Origin of the sequence: Spiroplasma endosymbiont of Seladonia tumulorum, assembly GCF_964020235.1 — a bacterium.
In the GTDB taxonomy this organism is placed as follows: domain Bacteria; phylum Bacillota_I; class Bacilli_A; order Mycoplasmatales; family Mycoplasmataceae; genus Spiroplasma.
The window spans coordinates 189,290-214,131 of record NZ_OZ026545.1; the positions used below are offsets into that span (position 1 = coordinate 189,290).

A 24,842-nucleotide genomic window follows, 5' to 3' on the forward strand; every position below is an offset into this window, starting at 1 on the left:
TTTGTATAAAAATGAGAAAATTTAAACATTTAACATTTGATGAACGAGATTTATTTAAAGATTTATTATTATCTGATACTTGTAAAAAGAAAAATGGCACAATTAATTTATCTGAAATATCACGACAAACGGGTCGTGGAGTTAATACTGTTAAAAGAGAAATTAAGCGATTTAAAAATATACAATATTATAATCCATATCAAGCACAAAAAGATTATAAACAAAAACGTAAAAAATGCATTAAAAAACTACCTAAATTTACAAAAGAGCAGTTAGATTTTATTAAAATAAGATTTAATAAATACCACGATACACCCGAACAATTAATTTATCGTTATTTCTTGGAATTTGGTGTTAAATTTCCTGCTTGTGTTAAAACATTGTATAAATGAATTCGCTTAGGTGAATTTGGATTAAAAAAAGAAAATTTACCCCATCGTGGTAAAAAATATAAAACAAAAGGAAAAACTGATAATCGTGGTAAATTAACTAACTTTAAATCAATTTGAGATATTGAAAATAAAGTTTCTAATGTTGGATGATTTGAAATGGATACTGTTGTAGGAAAAGACCATCAATCTAGTAATTTAGTTTTAGTAAAACAATCAAGTAAAAATTATTTTGTAATGAAATTAAAAAATAATACTGCTAATGAAGTTTTAGAAAAATTTAAAGATATTGTTAAAAATAATAATTTAATTGGGAAAATTAAAGGAATAATAACTGATAGAGGAAAAGAATTTAGTAAATGAAGAGAAATGAAAATATTTGCTGAAACACAAGTTTATTTTTGTGACCCCGGTAAACCACAACAAAAACCATTAATTGAGCATATGAACGGTGAATTTAGATATTGACTTTCTAAGGGAATTGATTTTAATAATATTAGTCAAAAAATGATAGATTGAGTAGTTAATGTTATAAATGATAAACTCCGACCATGTTTAAATTGATTAAGTGCAAAGACAATGTTTTTACAAAATTTTAAATAAATTTATTAGTTAAAATTTAATAAATTATTTTTAGTGCGCTTAAATATGAATAAAATAAGATAAAATTACAAAAATTTAATTTTTTCTGAAAAAGTTGTTGCAATTTATTAAAAATATTTTATTATTAACTTAACAAGATATAAATTTGCCGTTTATATATACACAGCGCCAAACATGTATTTTTGTCGTGGAAAAATTTAAAAAATGTTAAAATATTGTTGACAATAAAATTAAAAGTAATATAATTTAGATAAGTAAGTGGTATTTTTATTCCACAATTTCTAAGATATTAATTAAAACCCTTAAATAATACATACAGCCAACATTGTTATACTAATGTTTAAATAATGTATATGTATTGTAATAAACATTGTTAAATATATAAAATTAAAAATTAAGGCACACTGAAAATAACTACTTAGTTTTAACTAATAGCTATTAAAATATAAAATTATACGTTTATAATTAATCAACTCACATAAAAGCTAGTGTGCCATAGTTAAAATATAAGATCAGTTATAATAAATATTAAAATCCTTTAACCATAACACGGAAAAAGTTTAATATTTTAATAATTACTCAAATTCCAAATGGAATTAAAATAATTCAAGCGTCACCTAAAAAGGTCATTAATTGTGGTAACACAGCATAAACAGCGTCTTTAACTTTTATCATAACTTGTCCTAAACCACTTCAAATAGAATCCATTCCACCTGAAATAGTAGGAGTATCTGCAGCTAGAAAATTAACAACTGTTGTTAAATACATACCTAACATTATTCTTTATCCTCCTTATTTTTAATTTCTTTTTTATCTTTTTTCTTACCTCGAATTTGACGAATTTTTTGATAAATCGATAAACCAATTCAAGCAAGAATTCCTAAAATAATAACAATACTAAATATTCATGTTAACCATACTGGCATAACTTAATTCCTCCTAGAAATTTAGCTTGCGCGGCACGCTTCGCGTGTTCGCTACGCTCAAAATAAACAATATTGAATAAATTACCGCTAATAAATTACGCGGATAATTTATTCATTTTCTTTTACATTATTAGTTACTATCTTATAACAGTATTAATAACATTATCTTTTCCATACTTAGTTACTAAGGACCGCAAAATAAAATAATGTTTTCTTTCCATTAAAAAAACAACTCCTTTCTGAGTTGATTTGTTGCACTTCATATTACAGTTTACATTATTTGTTGATAAGTTTATTAAATTTTGTACCATATTAAAACCCTTTCGTAATTTTAAATTTTTGTCTCCTAAAAACTTACATTACAATGCTAATTATTACTAAAATAATATAAATATAACACTAAGATTTATTATTTAAATCAATTTCTGTTACTACTGACAATACTGTTTTAATATGTTCAACTGGTTTAACTTTCCGTCATTCTTGAATAATCTTAAAATCATTATCCAGCAAAAAAGTGCTTCGTTCAATGCCAAGATAAATATTATTAAAAATTTTTGATAATAACGATTATAAGCAATTGTTTCTAAAGTACAGCCTGGTGTTGCTGCTTTCGGAAAAAAAATATAGCCCTTTTCTTTTTGAAAATCAGTAATAAGATGTTCTTCTCCATCTGTAAACAAAAACTTTTCTTGTTTTAAATCCATTTTTAAATAACCTCCCCTAAAAATAATAATATAAAAGACAATAATAATTAATTACTGTCTTTGAAAAAGTTGGATTAAATATTTTGTTACTTCTAACTTATTTTTTAAAATATTAAATGATAATTTTAAATCTAAAAAAATTAAATATAGTGAAATTTCGGTAATATCAAACTTATATTCTAAATCATTAATTTCCTTAGCAATATTGGCAATTTGCTCACCAATAGTATCATATTTATCGAGAACAGCATTCGTTTGTAAACTTGCTCGTTCTTGTAATTCAGTAAGATCTAAATTAATTGCTTGAATTGTTGACATTAGTTCATTCAAAGTTTGTTCAATTTTTTCTTCACGCAAAGACATTTGCTCTACTTTATTTTCCATTTTTTACTTTCACCTACTTATAATTATAATATATCATAAAACTAAAAAAGATTAGTTTTAATAATTAATTACTAATCCTTTAAAACGTGTCACTGAATTAATTGTTTCACGAATCCCTTGAACTCCTTGTCCAGAATCATGAATTCCTAAAAACGGGAATGAATCAGGTCCTCGTTGAGTACGACCATTAATATTAACCGTTCCTGTTTCTAATTCATTAGCAATATTAAATGCTGCATTAATATCTTTTGTAAAAATACATGCTTGCAATTTAAAATTTGATTTATTTGCTAAAGTAATCATTTCTTCAACATTCTTACAACGAATAATTGGTAAGACTGGACCAAATGGTTCTTCTCATGCTAATCGCATTTCTGAGGTAACATGATCAATTAAAGTTGCACTAATTAAATTATCTTTTCGTTGATTGCCAAGAATTAATGTTGCTTTTTTTACTAAAGCATCATCAATTAAACCTTGTACAAAATCTGCAGCTTTTAAATCAATGACAGGAATAATAGCTTTATTATCTAATGGCGAACCTGCTTCTAACTTGCTAACTTCTATTTTTAATAATTTTACTAGTTCATCAGCAATTGTTTCATCTACTAGTACTCGCTTAACAGCCGTACAACGTTGTCCAGAATATGCATAAGCACCAGCAACAATTTCTTTTACTGCTTTTGTTAAATCAGCATCTTTTAATACTAAAGCTGGATCTTTTCCTCCTAATTCTAATACTAAGTCTTTTCCATGTCCTAATTTGCGAATATGATTGCCAACAGCAACTGACCCAGTAAATGAAATAACATCAATTTCAGGATTTAAAACTAATAAATCTCCAATATCACGTCCACGACCAGTTACAACATTAAAAACACCTTTCGGAAAACCAACTTCAAAAGTTAATTTTGCCATATATAACCCAGTTAAACTGCCATTTGTTGCCGGTTTAAAAACAACAGTATTACCAACAACTAAACTTGGTACAATTTTTGCAATACTTAAATTAACAGGATAATTAAATGGTGAAATTGCCAAAATAACACCTTTTGGAACACGAGAAAAAATCCCTAATTTATTTTTAATATTTCAACCATCCCCAGTTAATGTTTCTGGAAAAACTCGTTTTGCTTCTTCAATTGTGTAATCAATATATTCAATACTACGTTCTACTTCAACTTGACCATCTTTTAAACTTTTTCCAATTTCATGGGCCATAATTTTCGCAAGTTCTGTCTTATGACTTTCTAATAATTTTGCTCATTTTTGCAAATAACTAATTCGTTCAAATAAAGTTAAATTTGCTCATTCTTTTTGTGACTGTCGAGCCCACTTAAACGCTTCATTTATTTCTTTTTCTTTTAGAGCTGGAACACGGCCATATGGCTTATTATTAATTGGTGAAATTATTTCTAATCAATCCCCATTATTGATTAATTCACCATTAATTAATGCATTCAATTCCAAATTCATTTTTACCGCCTCGTTTCTTTCTGCATTATTCTATTTATATTTTATGCTTTTTAAAAATTATTAAAAGATACTTTCCACATTTAAATTATTGTTTATAATAAAATGTTTTAATGTTGTTAACGCACGTTCACTATATGCTAAATATTTTTCATTTTTACTTTTAAAATGTTGTTCAAAGGGAGGGATAATGTCAAAATTTGCTTTCATTGGCTGAAAATTAGTTTTCGAAGCATTAATAATATAATTCACTAATGCGCCCATTATTGTTTCGGGCGGAAATGTTAACATTGGGTCGTTATTTAATAATCATGCAATATTTAGGGCACTAATAATTCCTGTGGTTGCTGATTCAACATATCCTTCAACACCAATAATTTGACCAGCAAAAAATACATTCTGATGTTTTTTTACTTGTAAAAATTGATTTAATAAAATTGGAGAATTAATAAAATTATTCTTATGAATAACACCATATCGTACAATCTGAGCATTTGCTAAACCTGGAATCATACTAATAAGGCGTTGCTGCTTTGGAAACTTCAAATTAGTTTGAAAACCAACTAAATTATATAATATATCAATTGCATCATCTTGACGTAATTGCACAACAACATATGGACGGTTACCATTTGTGGTTTCTAAACCAATTGGTTTTAATGGTCCAAACAATAATGACTTAATCCCCTTTTTTGCCATTACCTCAATTGGCATACATCCTTCAAAATAAATTTCTTTTTCAAAATCATGTAAAGCTACTGTTTCTGCTGTAATTAATGCTTGAACTCATAATTCAAATTCATCCTTGCTCATTGGACAATTAATATAATCTTTACTATTGCCTTGATCATAACGTGATTTATAATATACCTTAGTAAAATCAATACTTTCTTTTGTAATAATTGGTGCGGCTGCATCATAAAAGTAAAAATATTCTTGCCCCAATAATCCTTGAATGGTCGTTTGAAATTTTGATGTTGTTAAGGGTCCAGAAGCAATCAATGTAATTGCTTTATCATCAATAGTTGTTGCCTCTTGATTAATTAAAGTGACATTTGAATTATTTGTTAACCATGTTGTAATATATTCTAAAAACTGATTCCGATCAACAGCCAATGCTCCCCCAGCTGGAACACGGCTTGCATAAGCTGCTTTAATAATTAATGAATTAAATGCTAGCATTTCTTGTTTTAATAAACCAACACCATTCGTTAAACTTTCACTACGTAACGAATTTGAACAAACCAATTCTGCAAAGGAATTTTGTTTTTGCACTGGATTTTTTATTAATCGTTTACTTTCATATAAATTAACCTTAAAACCTCGTCGTGCTAATTGATACGCTGCCTCGGTTCCTGCTAATCCAGCCCCAATAATGTTAATCGTTGGAATTGCCATTTGTTATTTTTCCTTTTAATTGTTGATATTGTTCTAAATATTGGGCATATTTTTTTTGTTCAAGTTTAATCTTTTCAGGATTTGCTTTTGCTAAAAAACTTGGATTATTTAAAATATTTTTGCTTCGTTCTAGTTCTTGTTCGAAACGAGTTAATTCCCCATTGATTTTTTGTTGCTCTACTGTTTCATCAACAATATCATTCAATCCAACTTCTAAAATAACATTCGTCAATGGAATTGTGGCATATTTTTGGTTTGCATCTTTTTCTTGAAGCACGCCCATCACTTTACTTTTAACCATTTTTAAAATAAATTCATTAATTAATGCAATAACATTTGTAGTAATATTATTTTTACTACTTATTTGATCAAATCAAATTTCAATAATATCTTCTTTTTTAATTTGATAATTACTTCGCAATTCACGGATTGCAGCAACAATTTCCGTTACTAAATTCAAATAATCAACATTATAATTAAAATTAATTTTTGGGTAAACTTCTAACATAATTGACTCTTTCAAATTTAATTTTTGATAAATTTCTTCTGTTACAAATGGAATAAATGGATGTAACATAATTAAAATTTGTTTTAAAACATAAAACAATGTTTGAATTGTTATCTTCTTGATTGTGGCATTATTACTTTGTAAATTAACTTTTGTTAATTCAATATATCATGAACAAAACTTATTTCATACAAAATCATACAAATCTTTGCCAACTAAAACAAATTCATATTTTTCCATATTCGTTTGTACTTTAGCAATTGTTTTTGTTAGTTCAGTTAAAATTCATTGATCAATAGCATTTTCTTGATGGTTTAATAATAAGTTTTTAATTTCTGTTTCAAAATTAACCAATGGTTTAAAATCACTTGTTAAATTCAGTTCAACATAACGAGCAGCATTTCATAACTTATTAATAAAATTTCAAGCACTATTAACTTTTTCTAAAGAAAAACGTAAATCTTGTCCTGGTGCACTATTTGTAACTAAAAAATAACGTAATGTATCTGCACCATATTCTTTGATAACATCCATCGGATCAATCCCATTCCCTAATGACTTACTCATTTTTCGGCCTTCTTCATCACGAATTAAACCATGAATTAAAACATCATTAAATGGTTTTTCCTTTGTAAACTCTAATGAGTCAAACATCATTCTTGAAACTCAAAAGAAAATAATATCATAACCAGTCACCAAAACATTAGTTGGAAAATAGCGATGAAATAATGTTTTATCTCAATTTCATCCTAAAGTTGTCATTGGTCATAATGCTGATGAAAATCAAGTATCTAAAACATCTCCATCTTGAATTCAATTTTTACTATTATCTGGTGGAGTTAAACCAACATGAATTTTTGTTGAATCATCTTTATGATATCATGCTGGAATTTGATGTCCTCATCATAGTTGCCGTGAAATACATCAATCTTGAACATTTTTCATTCAATTAATTAATGTTGTATTAAATCGAGATGGATAAAATTGAATTTTATTTGGTGATGATTGAAATTTAATAATTTTTTCAGCAAAATATTCCATTTTAACAAATCATTGGTCTGATAAATATGGTTCAACAATAGCACCACTTCGTTCTGAAAAACCAACTTGATGAAAATGATCTTTAATTTCAACAATTAACTTTTGGTGATCTAAATCATGAACTAAATTTTGACGGGCAGTAAAACGATCTTGGTGATGATATTTTCCAGCCAATTCGTTCATTGCCCCATCTAAATTTATACAAATTGGCATTGCTAAATGATGACGCAAAGCAATTTCAAAATCATTAGCATCATGTGCTGGTGTACATTTCATTGCTCCCGTTCCAAAATCTTGGTCAACATAATTATCACAAATAATAGGAAGCAATTCACCATTTGCTGGATTTATCACTTTTTTATTTCAATATTTGCGATAACGATTATCATTTGGGTTAACAACAACACATTGATCAGCAAACATTGTTTCTGGGCGTGTTGTTGCAATTGTCAAAAACTCACTTGTACTATTTTCTAAAAAATATTTAAAATAATACATTTTGCCTTGTTGCTCTTGAAAAATAACTTCAATATTTGATAAAGCGGTTTTTTGTACAGGGTCTCAAGAAATAATTCGTTTACCACGATAAATTAATCCTTTTTGATATAAATCAATAAAAACTTTTTGTATTGCTGATGTTAAATTATTATTTAATGTAAATTGCTCACGTGAATAATCTAATGCTAATCCTAATTTAGCTCATTGCTCACGAATAATTTCAGCATATTCTTCCTTTCATGCTCAAACTTGTTCAATAAACTTTTTTCGTCCTAAATCATGTCGTAAAATATTTTTTGTTATACGTAAACGTTCTTCTACTTTTGCCTGTGTAGCAATTCCCGCATGGTCCATTCCTGGTAAATATAAAGTATCAAATCCTAGTAATTTTTTATAGCGAATAATCAAGTCTTGCAATGTTGTATCTCAAGCATGACCTAAATGTAATTTCCCAGTCACATTTGGGGGTGGAATAACAATACTAAACTTTGACTGTTTACTTGTAACATCTGCAGTAAAATAACCTTTTTTCTTTCAAAATTGATATTTTCCTGTTTCGACCAAGGCATGATCATATTTCTTTGTTAATTCTTTTCCCATTTTTGTTTCCTTTCTAAATAAAAACTCCTATTATTTAAATAAAATAATAGGAGCAATTATTTTCTAAATAATTACGGTACCATCCTTTTTTAATAAGTATCACTTATTACCTTAATTAAAATATCAAGTTAAAATATTTAGCAACCTTCATTAAAACAATAGATTAATTTCACACCATCAATTAACTCTCTGAACTATTTTTTTTAATTACTCCTCTAATATTTATGGTTTTATTATAATTCTTTTTCAATTAATTGCAACCTTTTTTTGTTCCTCCAAGAATATTATTCTAAAATAAAAATAAAAGTTATAATTAACTTTTATTTTTATTTTTTTCTAATTTTGTGTCTTCTGCCCTTTTAATATTATTGTTTCAATCTTTATACATAAAAAAGACAAATCCGCCAAATAAAACAAGAAACAACACAATAATAATCGTCAATGTAATAATTAATCAAGTTGCCATCATTTAGTTCTCCAATCCTTCTTGTCACATTCCAACTGGTACTGGTTTAATTTGATATTTTCTTAACACAGTAACCGATAAAATACTACATATTAACGGCATAATAATTCCTAATAATACTGCTAATACTGATAATCATCAAGGTTTTGATAACCCTGAACTAATAAAGACATAAAACATAAAAACACTATTAACTGCTAACAACAATGGTGTTAAATACGAAATCGCAAATTTATATGTTTTACCAATTTTAATTCACGAATGTGCATTATTGTAGGCAATCATTATTGGTAATTTTTTGTAAATATGAATAAATAAAATAATTTCAACTAAAGCCATCACTAACATATTAACACTACCAGCTAAAGCTTGGAACGAATAAAGTAATTGGTTAGTATCTTTAAACATTAAGACTAAACCAATGGCAGCCATTAAAATCATTAAAATAATAATAACTTGTTTTTCCTTTACCTTGTAATTTGAAAAAATTCCATTTATGACAACTTCAATCATTGCAATAATACTACTTAATCCAGCAAATAATAATGCTGTAAAAAATAAAATGCCTAAAAAGTTTCCAAAACAAACAAAGGTTTGTTTATTAATAACATTAAAAGTTTGTGGAAAAACATTAAAGATAAAACTAGCACCATCATTCTTTGGAAACGCTTCATCAATTGCTTTGGTATAATCATCAATCGTAATTAATCCAGGATTTTGTTCATGAACTAAAATGCCTGCTGAACCAAAAACCATAATTAATGTTAAAAGTGAAATTGCTAAAACACCAAATGATAAAATATATGCTTTATTTGTATTATCCTGTGTTTTTGGTGCTGCACCAGCAAATAACATCATAAATCCTGAACCAACACAAACCGTAAACACACCTAATCCAAAGGCATCACTTCATACTTGCAAGTTACCAAAGGAACTTAAGGTTCTTTGCGTTGGCATTAAAACTGTTCCTAGTCCTTCTAATGCTCCTGGAATTGTTAAAACGTAAATTGCTAAAACTAATAAAATAACAAATAAAACTGGAATAAAAATAACATTTGCTTTTTCAATTCCTTTTGCTCGAAACATTACAATTGTCCCAGCAATAATAACAATTGCAATAAAGGCTAAGTATGCTAATCATTGAAAATTAGCATTACCGGCTACACCAATTCCACCAGGATTTAAAATATTATTATCAAACCATAATGATGTATTAATTGACGATGTAAAATTTAATATTAATGAAATTAAAACATAACCAATTAATACGGTATAGTAATTAGCGACAATAAACATAAAGGCTGATTCAAATCAACCGATAAACCCACTTGCTTTTGGGTTTTCTTCATCAAAAATATTAATTAACGATTTACGTCGCATATTACCAATGTTGAATTCTAAAATTAATAACGGAATGCCACAGATAATAATTGCTAAAATATATAAAACAAAAAATGCTAAACCTCCATTTTGCTTTAATAAGGTGGGGAACCCCCATACATTACCAAGTCCAATTGCTGCCCCTAATGTGGAAACAATAAAACCAAACTTGCTAACATGCTTCTTCTTTTTCATTTTTTAATTCCTTTCTTTTAAAAATAAAAAACAATTACTAATAAATTATTAATAATTGTCCTTAACGAATAATATTTCTTTTGATTAATAAAAAAATATCGCTGCATTTCTTTCTCAAATTTTTCTTATTATTATAATTCTGTCTCTAAAAAATTGAATAATAGTTTTAGTTTAGAAAACTAATTCTGAAACAACTATCACCGTGTTCAGAAATCATCGTGCACCAAATACTCCTGCAAATACTTGATGCACATTTAAGAAAAATATTGATAGGGGCATGCCTTCCCTGTTTGGTAATGACACTTCCCATGGACTATATTAATAATTTTTCCAATAATTGGATAAAAATAAAATTTTCAAAGATTTTGTTCTTGATAAATATTTGTTCCTGTTATCTCACTTTGATATTTTATAAAAGATAAGAAATAAATAATCATCACAATTGAGCCTATGATATAAATATATTGAATTGATAAAACAACACTAAAAAACTAAAGCCGATTAAAATGTCAAACAATAGTTGGTAATAAACTTGTCAATCTTTTCAAGTTTTTTTATTGCAAATCATTCTAATCCTCCTTTTAATAGATATATTATAACCATAAAAAAAATACTAATTCTACTTTTTTCAAAAAATTAGTATTTTTTTTTATTTATTTAACTTGTTTTTGATAAACTGATGCTTTTGTTTTATTTCGTCCAAATTTTTCAAACTTAACAATCCCATCAATTAAGGCAAATAAGGTATCATCACCACCACGCCCAACATTTACTCCTGGGTGAACTTTTGTTCCACGTTGACGATAAATGATTGATCCTGCTCTAATTGTTTGGCCATCAGCTCTTTTTGCACCCAATCGTTTTGAATGTGAATCACGACCATTTTTAGTCGATCCTACTCCTTTTTTTGAAGCAAATAACTGTAAGCCTAATGCGAACTTCATCATTATTCTTCAACCTCCTTTACACTAATAAATTTTTGATATTGCTGATAAATTGTTAAAAATTGATAATAAATTGTTTGTAACATAACTTGTAAGTCAGCACTATTATTTTTTACTGTAATAATAATTAGTCCTTCCTTAACAATGAATTGACAACTATTTGGTTTAATTTGATCAATTGCATTTAAACCACCAGTTGCAATTCCTGTTATTGCGGCACAAACAAGATCTTTACCATATTCAGCTGCTTTAGCATGACCAGTAATTTCAATTTTCTTAATTTTTTTCTCAGTTTTCGTAATTATAATCTTAATCATAATGTTTTACTTGTCACTTTGTTTTGTTTTTGATGCTGGTTTTTTTGCTGATGTTGTTGATGAACTTTTAGCTGCTGGCTTTGCCGCTACTGGTTTTTTATCAGCAACAGGTTTTACAGTTGACTTTGTAGCAGTTGTTGATTTTGTTACCGTAGGTTTAGCTTTGGCATCTGTTGTTGTTCCTTTAGCAGAACCTGATAACAAAATTTGATCAATTTTAACTTTTGTATATGGCTGACGATGCCCATATTTTTTATGTTGTGTTTTCTTTGGTTTATAATGGAAAACAACAATTTTCTTTTGCTTTCCTTGTTTTAAAATTGTTCCTGCTACTGATGCCCCTTTAATAAAAGGAGTTCCTACTTCTCCATCAATCACTAAAACTTCAGTGAAATTAACTTTTTCACCTTCATTACCATTTAACATTTCAACAAATATTTCATCACCTTGAAAAACACGAAGTTGTTTCCCTCCAGTTTTAATTATTGCAAACATTTTTACACCTCCAGTTTAGACTCGCCTTGTAAGTAGATAAGTATTGCATATCCTTTAGGTACTTAAAAGTCAAAGAGCGGTTGAAACTGAAACAACCATAATTAATTATATCGTTATCTTTAAAAAATTCAATAAATTTTATGTTTTTCTTAAAAATAAATTATTCTTCAGATTGTAAGACAAGTTCTTTTTTATTACAATTACAACATTCTTCGCAACTATCGCATACTTTACAATCTGGATCTAAATCATTAATTTTGTTGCATTTTTTTCCACAATCACAAGTAATTTCACGATATGTCCCCATAATGTTTATATACGTTCCCATTTATTTGCACTCCAATCTTTTTGTTAATTTTATCCCTATTTTATTATTATTACATATCTTATTATTTCTTATTATCGACTATATGTTTCATCTTCTTTAACTTGTTCAACAGTAAATCTTGAATTCGTTTTGTTTAATTCTTTTCTATCTTTTGGAAAAAAGTTATTAACCTCATTAAATATTTTTTTATATTCATTAGCATAATCTTGATTATATCTTTTATTGTTTTCAATATTTTTTTTACATTAAATATTGGTTTTAATGCTTCGGCATCAATTTCAGCATTAATTCCACTATTTACATATGTTTCTAATGTTTCATCAATGTGGTCAAAAATTTTAGTTGATATTTTAATAGTTTCATTTTTATTAAAACCAAGTTTTTTAAAAATATATTAAGCTCTTTTTTAACTGATTTATAACTTCTTTTAAAGGTAGACTTTATTTCTGAAATAAATTTCATATTAAATTTCCCTTTTTATATAAGCAAAGTAATTTATTTTAAAAATATTATTTCTATTTTTAAAATCATCTACATCGTAGTTGATTTTACAATTTTTAATGTAAAGTGTCAATAAGGTATAATAAAAAAATTATAATAATCTTTGGGACCGTTGCAAAGATACGGGTTGTTAGTTAAAAACAAGATATAATCTTGTTTTTTCTTTTATGTATAGAAAATTTAATTTAAGGAGTTGAAATTATGCAAACAAAACATTATTTTCTTTTGCGGTCTTTAGTAATTAAGTATGGAAAAGATAATGTTAATAATACTGTTAATAAGATAGTAACTAATAATGTAAAAGAAAATGAATAAATTATCCGCGTAATTTATTAGCGGTAATTTATTCAATATTGTTTATTTTTGATCGTAGCGAACACGCGGAGCGTGCCGCGCAAGCTAAATTTTTAGAAGGAATTAAATTATGCCAGTATGGTTAACATGAATATTTAGTATTGTTATTGTTTTAGGAATTCTTGCTTGAATTGGTTTATCGATTTATCAAAAAATTCGTCAAATTCGAGGTAAGAAAAAAGATAAAAAAGAAATTGAAAACAAGGAGGATAAAGAATAATGTTAGGTATGTATTTAACAACAGCTGTTAATTTTCTAGCTACAGATACTCCTACTATTTCAGGTGGAATGGATTCTATTTGAAGTAGTTTGGGACAAGTAATGATGAAAGTTAAAGATGCTGTTTATGCTGTGTTACCACAATTAATGACCTTTTTGGGTGATGCTTGAATTATTTTAATTCCATTTGGAATTTGAGTAATTATTAAAATATTAAACTTTTTCCGTGTCATGGTTAAAGGCTTTTAATATTTATTATAACTGATCCATTCATATATTTTAGCTATGGCACACTAGCTTTTATGTGAGTTGATTAATTATAAACGTATAATTTTATATTTTAATAGCTATTAGTTAAAACTAAGTAGTTATTTTCAGTGTGCCTTAATTTTTAATTTTATATATTTAACAATGTTTATTACAATACATATACATTATTTAAACATTAGTATAACAATGTTTATTACAATACATATACATTATTTAAACATTTTATAGTAAAGGAGGATTAGAATGAAATTTATTAGTCCGTTGTCTTGGCCAGGTGAAAAAGCTAAACACTTTGATAAAATTAAGGCATTATTACCGGCTAAATTTGATAAATTTATAGATTTATTTTGTGGCGGTGCTTCAGTTGGCTTAAATGTGTTAGACCAGCAGTTATGTAACAAAGTAGTTTTTAATGATTTGCATACTAGTTTAATTGAATTTTGACAATATGGTATTCATTTAATTGAATTGAATTATTTGAAAAAATTAGCATATCCTAATTCAAAAACTATTAACGAATTGAAAGAAAAAATGTTTGATGATTATTGTTTAAATTTTGGTAGTCGGAAAAAAGCTTAGTTTTTATAAAAATTATAAATAAAGTAATTAAATATGTAAATTGTAAATGCAAATGTAGCACTTTATTGAAAAAGAATAAGGTGCTTTTTATTTTGTAAAAAATACTTATATTTATTGGATTAATCGTTAGATAGTATCTTTTACACTTAATAAAATATGTTTTTTCAGAAAAATCCATCCTTTCTTTTCTTAAAAAATTTTGAATAATTGTTTTATTTAGTTGTTAGTTAATTGTTAAATATAATTACTAAAAAATATATTTAATAAACAAAGAATTAAAAAAGATAATGAGATAAAAAAATAAAGATACTATCTAACGATTAATCCAAAATTCAATCTTTAAAACTTAATATTTTTTGATGCTTAAAGATAGATAACTCATCTATGGCACGAAGCCTTAAAAAAAGTGTGAAAGCGATTGGATTTACTACTCCTATTTTTTTCTTTAATTCTCGGCAAGATTAATCACTTGCGAAATGTCAGAGCATGTGTTTTTTGGCTTGTTTTCATAAAAAGAGTGTTGTTAAACCGAAAAAAACAATATCGGACACTAAAAAACAAGAGGGTTGGAACTCCAAAAGGTTATTTTCTTTATATAAAGTTGTGTAGGGATGGATGAAGCGTAATTAATAACTGGGTAAACTGTTTTTTTGTTTATTTCCGTATGGGGGTAAACTCTATCAAAATATCCTATCCGCCCCCGCTCACCCCCGAAGTGAAGCGGGCGGCGAAGTAATTAAATATTAAAATAAATTATTTACTAAATATCAAAATATTAACCAAGAAAGGAATATTATGTTTTTTTACAGAAAGGAAAATATTTGATGAAAAAATGAAATAAAAAAATTAAAAATAAATTACAAGAATTAATGATACAAGCTTATCTGGTAACAGTAAATGATATTAATGATGAAATTTGAGCAACAAATAAAAAGAATTAAGGAGTATAGATAAATGACAGAATATAAAAGTAAATATATTAATAAAACTTGAAATGAAATAACAACATCATTTGATTGAGTTAATTGTCAACCTATTAATTGTCGTATTTCACATCATAAAAAGCATTATGATTTGCAATGTTTAGAATGAGCCAAAATGTACTTAAATTTATTTAAAGACAAGTGAGATGTTATTGTTTCATATATGCAATATTATAAAATTAACGATATTTTAGATTTAGCATCCGATGGATGAAAAATATTACAAATTGACAAAAAAATAAAACAAATAAATTAAAATATATTATTGCAATTGACCCTGCTGGAATTGGACAAACTGGTATTATTATTTATAATGTTTTGCAAAAGAAAATAATTAATAATATTACTTTTAATTCCAAAAATGAAGAAGAAGCAATAAATAATATGTATTTAATATTAAATGAGTTTAAAAATAAAATTTGTTTTTATTGTAAATTGTACTATGAAGTGTAGCACCCTACTTAATTTTATTATAACACCAATAAAATAAATGTTCAATATAATTTATTTTAAAAAAATTTAGTATTTTTGTTTTAAATTTATGAATTTTGGCACACTGAAAAATAAAATGATTAAAATTTTTATAGGTAATTATATTAAAAATTAAACATTTGTATAAAAACTTCTTTTGAAGATAGTCAATGTAAAGATTTTTTAAGTTTAGAGTTTATTATATTAGCAACTTCTTGATAATAATTTCTTGAATAAATACTTAAATCAATTCATTTGGAAAATCAATGTCTAAAATCACGAATTGCTCTTTCAACTTTGGGTTTTTGAGTTGGAGTTCCAGCATCACAAAAATATACTTTAGCATTTGTTATTTTTTCAATTTTTTCTCAATCAGCAAATTCTTTGCCTTGATCTGTTATTATTCCTTTGCATCTATCTTTAAAAAAACTGTTAGAAAAAATTCGTTTTAATGCGTTTGTAACTTCTTTTGTTGTTTTTTCTTTTAATGGTTCAATAATTTTAAATTGGGTTAATTCTTCGATTAAAACTAAACAAACACTATTATTTTTACCAACCATAGTATCCATTTGAAATCAACCAAATTCATTTTTATCATGTTTTGCTTCTTCAATAGTTCTAAAATTTCTTATTTTTCCACGGTTATCAATTCGATTTTTTGTTTTATATTTTCTACCATGAAAATACAAATTATCTTTCTTGAAATTTAAAAATCCCAAATGAATATATTTATATAAAGTTTTAAAATATACCGGAAATTTAATACCAAACTCTTTTTCATATTTTTTACAGATTTGTTCTGGTGAATCATGAAATTTGTTATATTTCTCATCTAGTCATTCTAAAATATTTAGCAATAATGATGATTTTTTAAAACATTTTTGTCGTTTTTGTAAATAATCTTCGTGTGCTAATTTAGCGTCATATTCATTATCTTTTAACCTTTTTATTTCTTGTCTAATTGTATTGCGATTTTTATGCAATATTTTTGCTATTTTAGATATATTGGATTTACCATTTTTTCTTTTTAAAGAATCAAGTTCTAATAAATCTTTTAACATTACTCTTTCTTTAAAAGTAAAATGATGCTTTGTTTTATCCATTTTAAAAAATCCTTTCTTTTATATACAAAGCTAATTATATAGTTTTTGAGGTTTTGGGCGAGCGGTTGATTTTCTTAAATTTTTGTGATAAAATGACTTACAAGTTAAAAAAGATTTTGAGGTTCTTTCAAACAAATTTGGGAACCTTTATAAAATTCTTCGCTTAACGCTTAGAATTTTTCCCAAGTATTTTGAAAAGCGCGGCAAAAGTTTTTTTAAACTTTAAGTAATTTTTCATAAAATTATGAAAATCACCGCGAGCCCAGATTGATGCTACAATAATAATCATTATAATTCATCTCCTTTCTAAAATAAATATATTAAAATACTTGACTTGCATTATATATATAATGCAAGCATATCTTGATAAAAAGTTTCAAGATTAAGAAAGGGAGAAATACAATTATGAAAAAACTGTTAAGTTTATTAAGTGTATTAACAATTAGTGGAACTGCTGTACCAACAACAATTGCTGCTAGTCCTTATTAAAAAGAAGAAAAATTAAATAGTGATATTAATTATTCAAAAACAAATAATTTAAAAATTTTAAGTAGGAGTAAAAGAGGAAATCTTATTCAATTTAAAGCAGCAAAAGGAATGGCTTATGATAATTCAAAACACATAACAAAAGAAGCTGCTGAAAGAAATTTAGGAATTTTCACAAAAGTTGCTACTGGGGCAGCTTGTGGTTTGGCTGGAACACTTGTTTCAGGACCAGTTAGCGGTGCCCTTTTAGGAACAGCTTGTAGCGGCATTTCTTAAAATTTTAATTCAATAAAAAATTTGTGGAAATAATTAATTTTATTTCCATTTTTAATTAAATTATCAAAATTTAAAATAAAGGAGATGAAAATATAAAAAAAATATTAAGTCTTTTAGGAACAATCACTCTAATAGCAACAAGTACAACAAATTTAGTTGCTTGTAATAAACCACAATATAGCGAAAAAGAATTAGCAGATTTAAAAGAAAAAAATAATATAAAAACAAAAAATGGTATTTTAGAATGAATATCATCACAAGAAAAACCATTTAATCAAATTGATAATAAATAATATTTTGTAGTATGGCGAAATGATGATAATAATGATTTAAAAATTAGTAAATTTAAAAATAGTGTAAAATTGAATATTGGCGAGACATATAATATTAACGAGAGCTTACTTTTATTCAATGGTGATTAGCTTACATAAACTTGATTTCAATAATTTTTAGGTGGATTCGGTCCACCAGAAAAATTAAAATATGATGAATTTAATAATACTTGACAATCCTTAAATTCTCAATAACCATCTTCTATTTTATTAGGAGTTGAAGTTAATTCAAAATAATAAGGAGCAAATAATTTAACATCATCATTATAACCTTTATTAATTGCGTATTTACTATATGTATAGTTTGATAACATGTAAATAATTTGTTTAAATCTTTTGACAGCATTATCATTTAAAGATTTATAATTATCTAATTTTCAGTTTTCAAATAAACCGTCAATAACATCTTCTGGTTTTTGTCCTTCAAATTTTTGGCGTAATTCTGCTGCTTTATTAGTAGAATTACCTTTTTCATCGTATTTTGCTCCTTAAAATTTTCTATCATAATTATAACGATATGTTAAATAATTTAATAAAACAATATTTAATTCTTTAACATCTAATAAACCTAGTATATCTTTACCTTTAATATAGTTTTTGGCAATACTTCATGGTAAAAAACTTTCGGTAAATCAATATTGAAATACTCTTAAATTAGGGTTTGTTTCAATTGGCATTGATAACAAAGGTACTAAACTAGCATTTTCAATATTTGATGATGGATAAGAATAAACACCATTGACATTGCCTCAACACTTAATATTTCCAAATAACATTGATTTGGGATATTTAATCTCAATACCAGTAAATACTGTATCTTCTGGTAATGATTTTTGTAAAACTAAATGAATACTATTCTGATTTTTTCACTTAAAATCAGTTATTTTAACTAAGTGGGTAGATTTAATAATATCAATGCCATCAGGTGAATAAGGACGTTTGTATTCTTCAATGATGTAACATTCATTTTTGTTGTCTTCTGTAATTTGTTCATTAATAGATACTATTTTTAAGTCTAATGTTTCTAAAAATTCTTTGTCTTGTTTTGAAATATCATTAATTAAAATATCTTTTTCATCAATCATTACATAACTTGTGCTATTATCTTGGACTGTGGTGTTTTGTTGAATTTGTAATTTAAAATTAAAATCACTAATTTCATAACCAGTTATTTTAATATATTCATCTTTGTCAATAAAACCTATTTTAACGCTATTTTGAGAATAGTTTAAGGTTGGTTTTTGTTTTGTCTTAACAAGAATTATTAATTTTATAAATATATAAGGTTCTTGTACGGGCTTCTGTAAATAATTGTTCTAAATCAGGGTCGCTGTACTGCGATTGACTAGCAAAATCTAACGGAATACTATCAATTGAATAGTCAATTGGTTCATCATTTTCTGCTAATTGTGCTAACATTTTTTCAGATGGTTTTAACATTATTCTTGTTCTCCTTCTTCATTAGGCATTTTAATAATAGTTTCGTTGTTTTTTAATTGTCTGTTTAAAGTAGCATTTACTGGTAAGCGAACGTCAACAATTAACTTGTCAATATTTTTAATATTGAATGTTCTACTGTTTAAAATAGCATTATCATATTTAATTAACTTAATAATAAATTCAGTTAATTTAATTTCTCTAATATATATCATTTGTTCGTATGATGCGTTTGTTTGAATATTTACACCAGCAACTTCTGCCTGAGTTTGTTGTGCTCCCTTAGCAATGGCAAGAACATGATGTCGATTTATTTTATAGTAATTTATTAATAATCAATCATATATTTTAGTTAATTGCTCACCTTTAAAATTACCAGCAATATAGTCTACTGGTTGAAAATTACTATCAGGGTCTCCTTCAACTAATAACAAGTCATTTTCAATAAATGATGCCAGCATTTTACTAATTTCTTGGTCAACCACACCAGTAACTCCATTAGTATTAATAGTAAATTTACCACTATTTAATAATGGATCTAACATTATTTTTTCAGCAATAATATCTAAAATACTAGCAAATTGTTTGCCATAACGAGCAGAAGGCTCAAAATTAGGGTTATTAGGAATAATTTCAATTGGAATAAAATTAAGTGGTAATATTTCTTTTTTTTGTAATGTTGTATAGTTATTTCATTTAGCATCATCAATATATAAGTCGGTAATAGTACTGTATAATCGTGTTTTTAACTTTCTAATAACTTTTACTTGTTTAGTTACATAATCAATTTCTAATTTTTCAGTAATAAAAATACTCTGGTCATTTTTAATATAAGGGTCATAATCAAAAGTGCAAGATACTAAATTACCTAATTCATCATATTGGTCATTGTAAAAATCAATAGTAATAAAATTAAGTTTTTAATTATTAGCAAAAATAAAATATGCACCTTTACCATTCTTATTAATTTTATATTCGTTATATCAATTCTTATTGGTAAAGTCCTGCATTTTTAAAAAGCTATTAATTAATTTAGTATCTATTTTTTGATTAGTAAGTGGATTATAAATGCTAATTTCTAAATCTCGCGAATTTAAAAAATTAGCATTATCTTCACAAATTCTTTTTTCTAAAATCTCATTTTGTTTTTGAACAATAACATTTTTACGATTAGTAATCGTTGATGCTAAATTAAGATAATAACTATCAATATCATATTCTTTTTTTAATTTCTTTTTTGCTGGTAATAATTCCATTTATATCACCTCTTTATTTTGTATCTTCTTTTTTAATAACATCTTCAATACTATCTTCTTTTTGTTTTTTGTTATGTGTTTTGATAAATCTAATTGTTTCAATAATCAAAACTATAATTCCAGCTCCGATAAGCATTGCTGAAACAATAACATATGCTGGTCAAGAAATACCTAATGTTTTTTCTCCTTGTAAATTGTACTATGAAGTGTAGCACTTTATTTGATTTCATTATAACATCAATAAAATAAATGTTCAATATAATTTATTTTAAAAAAATTTAGTAGTTTTGTCTTAAATTTATGAATTTTGGCACACCGAAAAATAAAATGATTAAAATTTTTATAGGTAATTATATTAAAAATTAAACATTTGTATAAAAACTTCTTTTGAAGATAGTCAATGTAAAGATTTTTTAAGTTTAGAGTTTATTATATTGGCAACTTCTTGATAATAATTTCTTGAATAAATACTTAAATCAATTCCTTTGGAAAATCAATGTCTAAAATCACGAATTGCTCTTTCAACTTTTGGTTTTTGTGTTGGAGTTCCAGCGTCACAAAAATATACTTTAGCATTTGTTATTTTTTCAATTTTTTCTCAATCAACAAATTCTTTGCCTTGATCTATTATTATTCCTTTGCATCTATCTTTAAAAAATCTGTTAGAAAAAATTCGTTTTAATGCGTTTGTAACTTCTTTTGTTGTTTTTTCTTTTAATGGTTCAATGATTTTAAATTGCGTTAATTCTTCGATTAAAACTAAACAAACACTATTATTTTTACCAACCATAGTGTCCATTTGAAATCAACCAAATTCATATTTATCATGTTTTGCTTCTTCAATAGTTCTAAAATTTCTTATTTTACCGCGATCATCAATCCTTTTTTTTGTTTTATATTTTCTACCATAAAAATACAAATTATATTTCTTGAAATTTAAAAATCCCAAATGAATATATTTATATAAAGTTTTAAAACATACTGGAAATTTAATACCAAACTCTTTTTCATATTTTTTACAGATTTGTTCTGGTGAATCATGAAATTTGTTATATTTTTTATCTAGTCATTCTAAAATATTTAGCAATAATGATGATTTTTTAAAACATTTTTGTTGTTTTTGTAAATAATCTTCGTGTGCTAATTTAGCGTCATATTCATTATCTTTTAACCTTTTTATTTCTCGTCTAATTGTATTGCGATTTTTATGCAATATTTTTGCTATTTTAGATATATTGGGTTTACCATTTTTTCTTTTTAAAGAATCAAGTTTTAATAAATCTTTTAACATTACTCTTTCTTTAAAAGTAAAATGATGTTTTGTTTTATCCATTTTAAAAAATCCTTTCTTTTATATACAAAGTTAATTATATAGTTTTTTGAGGTTTTGGGCGAGCGGTTGATTTTCTTAAATTTTTGTAATAAAATGATTTACAAGTTAAAAAAAGTTTTGAGGTTCTTTCAAATAAATTTGGGAACCTTTATAAAATTCTTCGCTTAACGCTTAGAATTTTTCCCAAGTATTTTGAAAAGCGCGGCAAAAGTTTTTTTAAACTTTAAGACATTTTTCACAAACCTATGAAAATCACCGCAAGCCCAGATTAGTACAATATAATCACAATAATAATCATTTAAATAACTTCCTTTCTCAAATATGTTTTAAAAGTGCTTATATATATAATGTCAATAGATCTTGATAAAAATTTTCAAGATAAAAGAAAGGAAATAATAAAATGAAAAAACTTTTAAGTTTATTAAGTGTATTAACAATTAGTGGAACTGCTATACCAACAACAATTGCTGCTAGTCCTTATCAAAAAGAAGAAAATAATTTAGAAAATTTAATAATTAGAAATAAAAGACAAAATAATGAAAATAAAATTACTGGAATAACAAAAATTGTAATTACAACAAATGGGGGTGTTATTTCTTCTGGTGTTGTCTTAAATAATAAAGTGTACTTTGGTTCACGAGATAATAGTGTTTATGAATATGATCCGGCAACCGGACAACAAAAAATAGTTATTAATACAAATGGGGATGTTGTTTCTTCTGGTGTTGTCTTAAATAATAAAGTGTACTTTGGTTCAGTGGATGGTAATGTTTATGAATATAATCCATTAGAATTAATTGAGTCTGATATTATTAATTTGCAAGAACAAATAAGAATAGGATCATATATATATTATAAAAAACAAAATATTAACTCTAATATTAAAAATATTTCTAGTATAAATTTAGATAATTTAAATTATATCGAAACAAAAGCAATTAAAACACTTTCAAAACAACAACAAAAAATATTATTGCCCTTTCATAATTATCACGAAGAAAAATTAAATACCTCAGAAAAGGAAATAATTTATAATTCTCCAGACGATGAGATAAGTGAAGAAATTACAAAATCAATTGAAATTCAAAAAGGATTAAGTATTACACAGGGAAAATCAGAAACAACAACTAAAACAACAGGAAATACAGGAAGTTTTGGAATAACTGTTGGAGTAGAAGCTGAAGCAAAATTTTTTGGAAGTGGATTTAGATTATCTGGTGAAATTAGAACAGATTATAGTTTTTCAAATGAAAGTTCTTATTTTACAGAAATAACATTAGAAAATAGTTTTAATTCTTCAAATATAAGAAAAGAAGAAAAAAAGGAATTAGTAAAAAAACAATTAAATCTCAACAAATTTCAATTGCCCCTAATAAAAAACTTATTTATAATGGCGCTGTGTATATATAAACGGCAAATTTATATCTTGTTAAGTTAATAATAAAATATTTTTAATAAATTGCAACAACTTTTTCAGAAAAAATTAAATTTTTGTAATTTTATCTTATTTTATTCATATTTAAGCGCACTAAAAATAATTTATTAAATTTTAACTAATAAATTTATTTAAAATTTTGTAAAAACATTGTCTTTGCACTTAATCAATTTAAACATGGTCGGAGTTTATCATTTATAACATTAACTACTCAATCTATCATTTTTTGACTAATATTATTAAAATCAATTCCCTTAGAAAGTCAATATCTAAATTCACCGTTCATATGCTCAATTAATGGTTTTTGTTGTGGTTTACCGGGGTCACAAAAATAAACTTGTGTTTCAGCAAATATTTTCATTTCTCTTCATTTACTAAATTCTTTTCCTCTATCGGTTATTATTCCTTTAATTTTCCCAATTAAATTATTATTTTTAACAATATCTTTAAATTTTTCTAAAACTTCATTAGCAGTATTATTTTTTAATTTCATTACAAAATAATTTTTACTTGATTGTTCTACTAAAACTAAATTACTAGATTGATGGTCTTTTCCTACAACAGTATCCATTTCAAATCATCCAACATTAGAAACTTTATTTTCAATATCTCAAATTGATTTAAAGTTAGTTAATTTACCACGATTATCAGTTTTTCCTTTTGTTTTGTATTTTTTACCACGATGGGGTAAATTTTCTTTTTTTTAATCCAAATTCACCTAAGCGAATTCATTTATACAATGTTTTAACACAAACAGGAAATTTAACACCAAATTCCAAGAAATAACGATAAATTAATTGTTCGGGTGTATCGTGGTATTTATTAAATCTTATTTTAATAAAATCTAACTGCTCTTTTGTAAATTTAGGTAGTTTTTTAATGCATTTTTTACGTTTTTGTTTATAATCTTTTTGTGCTTGATATGGATTATAATATTGTATATTTTTAAATCGCTTAATTTCTCTTTTAACAGTATTAACTCCACGACCCGTTTGTCGTGATATTTCAGATAAATTAATTGTGCCATTTTTCTTTTTACAAGTATCAGATAATAATAAATCTTTAAATAAATCTCGTTCATCAAATGTTAAATGTTTAAATTTTCTCATTTTTATACAAATTCCTTTCATTTTTTCTTATAATGTATTATATATA

The 24,842-nt window shown here is 25.6% G+C and carries 26 protein-coding genes and 2 pseudogenes; 9 read left to right on the forward strand and 19 right to left on the reverse strand.

The window, feature by feature from the left end; all coding sequences use genetic code 4:
• Nucleotides 1-11 precede the first annotated feature (11 nt).
• Nucleotides 12-992, forward strand: coding sequence for an IS30 family transposase (locus AACL22_RS01325; RefSeq protein ID WP_338992949.1), 981 nt, complete (start codon nt 12-14; stop codon nt 990-992).
• A gap of 528 nt (nt 993-1,520) precedes the next feature.
• Here the strand turns inward: AACL22_RS01325 and AACL22_RS01330 are convergent.
• The 11 genes and pseudogenes from AACL22_RS01330 to rplU form a co-directional block, all read right to left on the reverse strand.
• Nucleotides 1,521-1,769: a hypothetical protein gene (locus AACL22_RS01330; protein WP_338989018.1), complete on the reverse strand. Its 249-nt coding sequence runs from the start codon at nt 1,767-1,769 to the stop codon at nt 1,521-1,523.
• A complete protein-coding gene (locus AACL22_RS01335; RefSeq protein WP_338989021.1) occupies nt 1,769-1,918 on the reverse strand; it encodes a hypothetical protein in 150 nt (49 codons plus the stop codon). Before AACL22_RS01335 ends, AACL22_RS01330 begins: the two co-directional genes overlap by 1 nt.
• A gap of 431 nt (nt 1,919-2,349) precedes the next feature.
• Nucleotides 2,350-2,625 carry a hypothetical protein gene (locus AACL22_RS01340; protein WP_338989024.1) on the reverse strand — a complete coding sequence of 92 codons (276 nt, stop codon included), beginning with the start codon at nt 2,623-2,625 and terminating at the stop codon, nt 2,350-2,352.
• A 51-nt stretch (nt 2,626-2,676) separates the two neighbouring features.
• A complete protein-coding gene (locus AACL22_RS01345) occupies nt 2,677-3,009 on the reverse strand; it encodes a hypothetical protein (RefSeq protein WP_338989025.1) in 333 nt (110 codons plus the stop codon).
• 57 nt (nt 3,010-3,066) lie between these two features.
• Nucleotides 3,067-4,485: an NADP-dependent glyceraldehyde-3-phosphate dehydrogenase gene (locus AACL22_RS01350; RefSeq protein WP_338989027.1), complete on the reverse strand. Its 1,419-nt coding sequence runs from the start codon at nt 4,483-4,485 to the stop codon at nt 3,067-3,069.
• Nucleotides 4,486-4,545: 60 nt separating this feature from the next.
• The gene (trmFO, locus tag AACL22_RS01355; RefSeq protein ID WP_338989029.1) at nt 4,546-5,880 is read right to left on the reverse strand and encodes a methylenetetrahydrofolate--tRNA-(uracil(54)-C(5))-methyltransferase (FADH(2)-oxidizing) TrmFO; all 1,335 of its coding nucleotides are present in this window, start codon (nt 5,878-5,880) and stop codon (nt 4,546-4,548) included.
• Nucleotides 5,861-8,527 carry a valine--tRNA ligase gene (locus AACL22_RS01360; protein ID WP_338989031.1) on the reverse strand — a complete coding sequence of 889 codons (2,667 nt, stop codon included), beginning with the start codon at nt 8,525-8,527 and terminating at the stop codon, nt 5,861-5,863. The genes trmFO and AACL22_RS01360 overlap by 20 nt, the downstream gene beginning before the upstream one ends.
• 469 nt (nt 8,528-8,996) lie before the next feature.
• Nucleotides 8,997-10,568 (reverse strand): sodium-dependent transporter, encoded by a 1,572-nt coding sequence (locus tag AACL22_RS01365; RefSeq protein ID WP_338989032.1) that lies wholly within the window; start codon nt 10,566-10,568, stop codon nt 8,997-8,999.
• A gap of 653 nt (nt 10,569-11,221) precedes the next feature.
• Nucleotides 11,222-11,512 (reverse strand): 50S ribosomal protein L27, encoded by a 291-nt coding sequence (rpmA, locus tag AACL22_RS01370; protein ID WP_348737153.1) that lies wholly within the window; start codon nt 11,510-11,512, stop codon nt 11,222-11,224.
• 2 nt (nt 11,513-11,514) lie between these two features.
• Nucleotides 11,515-11,829, reverse strand: coding sequence for a ribosomal-processing cysteine protease Prp (locus tag AACL22_RS01375; RefSeq protein ID WP_338989038.1), 315 nt, complete (start codon nt 11,827-11,829; stop codon nt 11,515-11,517).
• Between the two features lie 204 nt (nt 11,830-12,033).
• A pseudogene (gene rplU, locus AACL22_RS01380) lies at nt 12,034-12,324 on the reverse strand (50S ribosomal protein L21); the annotation flags it as partial.
• A 1,253-nt stretch (nt 12,325-13,577) separates the two neighbouring features.
• On the opposite strand from rplU, the gene AACL22_RS01385 reads away from it, so the two are divergent.
• The 5 genes from AACL22_RS01385 (at nt 13,578) to AACL22_RS01405 (ending at nt 16,011) form a co-directional block, all read left to right on the forward strand.
• Nucleotides 13,578-13,727, forward strand: a complete 150-nt coding sequence (locus AACL22_RS01385; protein ID WP_338989041.1) for a hypothetical protein — start codon at nt 13,578-13,580, stop codon at nt 13,725-13,727.
• Nucleotides 13,727-13,975: a hypothetical protein gene (locus AACL22_RS01390; protein WP_338989043.1), complete on the forward strand. Its 249-nt coding sequence runs from the start codon at nt 13,727-13,729 to the stop codon at nt 13,973-13,975. The genes AACL22_RS01385 and AACL22_RS01390 overlap by 1 nt, the downstream gene beginning before the upstream one ends.
• A gap of 264 nt (nt 13,976-14,239) precedes the next feature.
• The gene (locus tag AACL22_RS01395; protein ID WP_338989046.1) at nt 14,240-14,575 is read left to right on the forward strand and encodes a DNA adenine methylase; all 336 of its coding nucleotides are present in this window, start codon (nt 14,240-14,242) and stop codon (nt 14,573-14,575) included.
• A 954-nt stretch (nt 14,576-15,529) separates the two neighbouring features.
• Nucleotides 15,530-15,814: a hypothetical protein gene (locus tag AACL22_RS01400; RefSeq protein WP_338988664.1), complete on the forward strand. Its 285-nt coding sequence runs from the start codon at nt 15,530-15,532 to the stop codon at nt 15,812-15,814.
• The gene (locus tag AACL22_RS01405; RefSeq protein WP_338989048.1) at nt 15,769-16,011 is read left to right on the forward strand and encodes a hypothetical protein; all 243 of its coding nucleotides are present in this window, start codon (nt 15,769-15,771) and stop codon (nt 16,009-16,011) included. Before AACL22_RS01400 ends, AACL22_RS01405 begins: the two co-directional genes overlap by 46 nt.
• Nucleotides 16,012-16,154: 143 nt before the next feature.
• Here the strand turns inward: AACL22_RS01405 and AACL22_RS01410 are convergent, their stop codons facing one another.
• A complete protein-coding gene (locus tag AACL22_RS01410; protein WP_338989051.1) occupies nt 16,155-17,132 on the reverse strand; it encodes an IS30 family transposase in 978 nt (325 codons plus the stop codon).
• A 597-nt stretch (nt 17,133-17,729) separates the two neighbouring features.
• On the opposite strand from AACL22_RS01410, the gene AACL22_RS01415 reads away from it, so the two are divergent.
• Both AACL22_RS01415 and AACL22_RS13720 read left to right on the forward strand, forming a co-directional pair.
• Nucleotides 17,730-17,894: a hypothetical protein gene (locus AACL22_RS01415; protein WP_338989054.1), complete on the forward strand. Its 165-nt coding sequence runs from the start codon at nt 17,730-17,732 to the stop codon at nt 17,892-17,894.
• A 101-nt stretch (nt 17,895-17,995) separates the two neighbouring features.
• Nucleotides 17,996-18,187 carry a lipoprotein gene (locus tag AACL22_RS13720; protein WP_422397496.1) on the forward strand — a complete coding sequence of 64 codons (192 nt, stop codon included), beginning with the start codon at nt 17,996-17,998 and terminating at the stop codon, nt 18,185-18,187.
• 125 nt (nt 18,188-18,312) lie between these two features.
• Here AACL22_RS13720 and AACL22_RS01420 read toward each other — a convergent pair whose 3' ends face one another.
• The 6 genes from AACL22_RS01420 to AACL22_RS01445 all read right to left on the reverse strand — a co-directional run bounded on the left by AACL22_RS01420 (nt 18,313) and on the right by AACL22_RS01445 (nt 22,252).
• Nucleotides 18,313-18,540: a hypothetical protein gene (locus AACL22_RS01420; RefSeq protein ID WP_338989056.1), complete on the reverse strand. Its 228-nt coding sequence runs from the start codon at nt 18,538-18,540 to the stop codon at nt 18,313-18,315.
• Between the two features lie 174 nt (nt 18,541-18,714).
• The gene (locus AACL22_RS01425) at nt 18,715-19,311 is read right to left on the reverse strand and encodes a hypothetical protein (RefSeq protein WP_338989058.1); all 597 of its coding nucleotides are present in this window, start codon (nt 19,309-19,311) and stop codon (nt 18,715-18,717) included.
• 166 nt (nt 19,312-19,477) lie between these two features.
• Nucleotides 19,478-19,666 carry a hypothetical protein gene (locus tag AACL22_RS01430; protein WP_338989060.1) on the reverse strand — a complete coding sequence of 63 codons (189 nt, stop codon included), beginning with the start codon at nt 19,664-19,666 and terminating at the stop codon, nt 19,478-19,480.
• Nucleotides 19,666-20,208, reverse strand: coding sequence for a hypothetical protein (locus AACL22_RS01435; RefSeq protein ID WP_338989061.1), 543 nt, complete (start codon nt 20,206-20,208; stop codon nt 19,666-19,668). Before AACL22_RS01435 ends, AACL22_RS01430 begins: the two co-directional genes overlap by 1 nt.
• Before the next feature lie 375 nt (nt 20,209-20,583).
• Nucleotides 20,584-20,919, reverse strand: coding sequence for a hypothetical protein (locus AACL22_RS01440; RefSeq protein WP_338989063.1), 336 nt, complete (start codon nt 20,917-20,919; stop codon nt 20,584-20,586).
• A 355-nt stretch (nt 20,920-21,274) separates the two neighbouring features.
• Nucleotides 21,275-22,252: an IS30 family transposase gene (locus AACL22_RS01445; protein WP_338989065.1), complete on the reverse strand. Its 978-nt coding sequence runs from the start codon at nt 22,250-22,252 to the stop codon at nt 21,275-21,277.
• A 400-nt stretch (nt 22,253-22,652) separates the two neighbouring features.
• Here AACL22_RS01445 and AACL22_RS01450 point away from each other — a divergent pair, with 400 nt between their 5' ends.
• Complete coding sequence (locus AACL22_RS01450; protein ID WP_338989066.1) at nt 22,653-23,690, forward strand: hypothetical protein; 1,038 nt, start codon at nt 22,653-22,655, stop codon at nt 23,688-23,690.
• A 124-nt stretch (nt 23,691-23,814) separates the two neighbouring features.
• Here AACL22_RS01450 and AACL22_RS01455 read toward each other — a convergent pair.
• A pseudogene (locus AACL22_RS01455) lies at nt 23,815-24,796 on the reverse strand (IS30 family transposase).
• Nucleotides 24,797-24,842: the final 46 nt, after the last annotated feature.